A 3,580-nucleotide genomic window follows, 5' to 3' on the forward strand; every position below is an offset into this window, starting at 1 on the left:
CCCACCGGGCTACCGCGTCCTCACCACACCACCCCAACCACCACCGGACCCGGCCGACCGGACACCCGACCCCGACGACGACCCACCACCCTTCTGACCGCGCGGCCGGTCCGCCGATCGGATCTGTCCCGACGGCGGAGCCGGTGCGCTGGTCCGATCCGGTGACGTCGCGCGCACCCCTGCGGCGAACCTGGCCCGAGGCGCGGGACACTGTGCGCATGACGACGACCAGCCCACCGCAGACCGGAGACCTCTCGCTCCCGGCGCGGCCGGGCTGGCCCGATGCCACCGGGCACTTCGGGGTCTTCGGTGGCCGGTTCGTGCCCGAGGCGCTGATCGCCGCGCTCGACGAGCTCACCGAGGCCTACGAGTCCATGCGGGTGGACCCCGCGTTCCTCGCCGAGTTCGCCCGGCTCCAGCGCGACTACACCGGCCGGCCGAGCCCCATCACCGAGGTGCCGAAGTTCGCCGCGCACGCCGGCGGCGCGCGGGTCCTGCTCAAGCGCGAGGACCTCAACCACACCGGCTCCCACAAGATCAACAACGTGCTGGGCCAGGCGCTGCTGACCAAGCGGATCGGCAAGACCCGCGTGATCGCCGAGACCGGCGCAGGCCAGCACGGCGTCGCGACGGCCACCGCTGCCGCGCTCATGGGCCTGTCGTGCACCGTCTACATGGGCGAGGAGGACACCCGCCGCCAGGCGCTCAACGTCGCCCGCATGCGCCTGCTCGGCGCCGAGGTGATCCCCGTGACCACCGGCTCCCGCACGCTCAAGGACGCGATCAACGAGGCGTTCCGCGACTGGGTGACGAACGTGGAGACGACGAACTACGTCTTCGGCACGGTCGCCGGTCCGCACCCCTTCCCGGCGATGGTCCGCGACTTCCAGCGGGTCATCGGTGACGAGGCGCGCGCCCAGGTGCTCGAGCGCGAGGGGCGGCTCCCCGACGCCGTCCTGGCCTGCGTCGGCGGCGGGTCCAACGCCATCGGGATCTTCACCGCCTTCGTCCCCGACGAGGGGGTCCGGCTCGTCGGCCTGGAGGCCGGCGGTGACGGCGTGGACACCCCGCGGCACGCGGCGACCATCACCGGCGGCACGCCGGGCGTGCTGCACGGCGCCCGCTCGTTCCTCCTGCAGGACGAGAACGGCCAGACGGTCGAGTCCCACTCGATCAGCGCGGGCCTGGACTACCCCGGGGTCGGCCCGGAGCACTCCTACCTGCACGACATCGGGCGGGCCGAGTACCGGCCGGTCACCGACGCCGAGGCGATGGAGGCGTTCGCGCTGCTCTGCCGCACCGAGGGCATCATCCCGGCGATCGAGTCGGCGCACGCCCTGGCCGGCGCGCTCATCCTCGGCCGGGAGCTGGGCCCGGACGCGCTGCTGCTGGTGAACCTCTCCGGCCGCGGGGACAAGGACGTCGAGACGGCGTCCCGGTGGTTCGGCCTGGGGGACAGGGAGCACGTCGATCCCGGCGCCGGCATGGACACCGACCAGCGGCCCACCGAGGGCGCGGTCAGCAACGCCGAGGCCGTCGCCGGCCAGGACGCGGGGGAGACGGCGTGAGCGCGCTGCAGGAACGGATCAGGGCGGCGCAGGCGGAGGGGCGTTCCGCGCTCATCGCCTACCTGCCCGTCGGCTACCCGGACGTCCAGGGCTCCATCGACGCCATGGTGGCCGCGGTGGAGGCCGGGGCGGACGTCATCGAGATCGGCGTCCCCTACAGCGACCCGGGCATGGACGGTCCTGTGATCCAGGAGGCCGTGGACGTCGCCGTGCGCGCCGGTGTGGGCATGCGCGACGTGCTCCGCGCGGTGGAGGCGGTGGCCGCGGCCGGCGCCGTCCCCGTGGTGATGAGCTACTGGAACCCGATCGAGCGCTACGGCGTCGAGCGGTTCGCCACCGACCTGGCCGCGGCCGGGGGAGCGGGGGCCATCACCCCCGACCTGATCCCCGACGAGGCGGCGGCGTGGATCGCCGCGGCCCAGGGCGCCGACCTGGACCGGGTCTTCCTCGTGGCGCCGTCCTCCACCGACGCCCGGCTCCGCTCGACGACCGCCGCCTGCCGGGGGTTCGTCTACGCGGCCTCCACCATGGGGGTCACCGGCACGCGGGCCACGGTGGGCGATGCCGCCGAGAAGCTCGTCGCCCGCACCCGCGAGGCCGCCCCCGGCCTGCCGGTGTGCGTCGGCCTGGGCGTCTCGGACGGCGACCAGGCCGCCGAGGTGGCCGCCTTCGCCGACGGCGTGATCGTCGGCTCGGCCTACGTGCGCGAGCTCCTGGAGGGCCGCGGTGTCGACGGGGTCCGCGCCCTGACCGGCGACCTCGCCGCCGGCGTCCGCCGGGCGGGGGTGCGGGCATGACCGTCCTCGCCGCCCTGCCGAGCCCCACCCAGGGCGTGTGGGAGCTGGGCCCGCTGCCGATCCGGGCCTACGCGCTCTGCATCGTCGCCGGCATCGTCGCCGCCGTCCTGCTCACCGAGCGGCGCTGGGTCGCCCGCGGCGGGGCGCCCGGCGACGTCCTGGACATCGCCGTCTGGGCGGTGCCGTTCGGCATCGTCGGCGGACGCATCTACCACGTCATCTCCAGCCCCCGCCCCTACTTCGGTGAGGGCGGCGACCCGCTGCGCGCCTTCGCCATCTGGGAGGGCGGCCTGGGCATCTGGGGCGCCATCGCGCTCGGCGGCGTCGGGGCGTGGATCGCCTGCCGCCGGCGCGGCATCCCGCTCCCCGCCTTCGCCGACGCGCTCGCGCCCGGGCTGCTGGTCGCCCAGGCGATCGGCCGGCTGGGCAACTGGTTCAACAACGAGCTGTACGGCGGCCCCACCGACCTGCCGTGGGCGCTGACCATCTACGAGTGGAGCGGCGGCCGGGCGGTCACCGGGGCCGACGGCGAACCGGTGGTCCTCGGCACGTTCCACCCGACGTTCCTCTACGAGCTGCTCTGGAACCTCGCCGCGGCGGCGCTGGTCATCTGGGCCGACCGCCGCTTCCGGCTCGGGCACGGCCGCGCGTTCGCGCTGTACGTCGCCTCCTACTGCGCCGGCCGGCTGTGGATCGAGCTCCTCCGCACCGATCCGGCCGAGACCCTGTTCGGCGTGCGGATCAACGTCTTCACCTCGATCGTCGTCGGGCTGCTGGCGGTGGCCTACCTCGTCTGGCAGCGCGGTCGCCCGCGCGAGGTCATCGACCGGGGCGCCGCGGCGGCGGGCGGGCAGCCGGCCGACCGGCAGGCCCCGGAGCCGTCCGGACGGGCGTCGGGGGCGACGGCGGCCGGTGCCCGTGAGGACGATCACGGGACGCCGCCGGCCAGCTGACCGTCCGGGCGTGGGGACGGTCACGGATCGGCGTCAGGCGTGTCAGAGCGGTGTTACGGCTGTGTACGCTTCCGCCTGACCCGCCAGAGACCCTGGCGAGGTCGTACTGTCGGACCGGGCCAGTGCTGCCCCGCGGACGACGGCTCACCGGCACCCACCGGTGGGTCCGCGCGTCAGCCGGTCAGGGCCACCTGCGCCTCCCCGGTGCCCCGCGATCCGCACGTGCCGCCATCTCCGCCGCCCTTGACCTCCGGCCCGGGCC

3 protein-coding genes are annotated in these 3,580 nt (G+C 75.1%); all 3 read left to right on the top strand.

Annotation, left to right across the window (positions count from 1 at the left end; translation table 11 throughout):
- Nucleotides 1-218 precede the first annotated feature (218 nt).
- The 3 genes from trpB to lgt are packed head-to-tail and all read left to right on the top strand — an operon-like array spanning nucleotide 219 to nucleotide 3,318.
- The gene (gene trpB, locus E9549_RS22455; RefSeq protein WP_236828812.1) at nucleotides 219-1,568 is read left to right on the top strand and encodes a tryptophan synthase subunit beta; all 1,350 of its coding nucleotides are present in this window, start codon (nucleotides 219-221) and stop codon (nucleotides 1,566-1,568) included.
- Nucleotides 1,565-2,365, top strand: coding sequence for a tryptophan synthase subunit alpha (gene trpA / locus E9549_RS22460; protein WP_236828813.1), 801 nt, complete (start codon nucleotides 1,565-1,567; stop codon nucleotides 2,363-2,365). Before trpB ends, trpA begins: the two co-directional genes overlap by 4 nt.
- Nucleotides 2,362-3,318, top strand: a complete 957-nt coding sequence (gene lgt, locus E9549_RS22465; RefSeq protein ID WP_236828815.1) for a prolipoprotein diacylglyceryl transferase — start codon at nucleotides 2,362-2,364, stop codon at nucleotides 3,316-3,318. Before trpA ends, lgt begins: the two co-directional genes overlap by 4 nt.
- Nucleotides 3,319-3,580 lie beyond the last annotated feature (262 nt).

Source organism: Blastococcus sp. MG754426 (assembly GCF_021699055.1).
Taxonomy (GTDB): Bacteria; Actinomycetota; Actinomycetes; order Mycobacteriales; family Geodermatophilaceae; genus Blastococcus.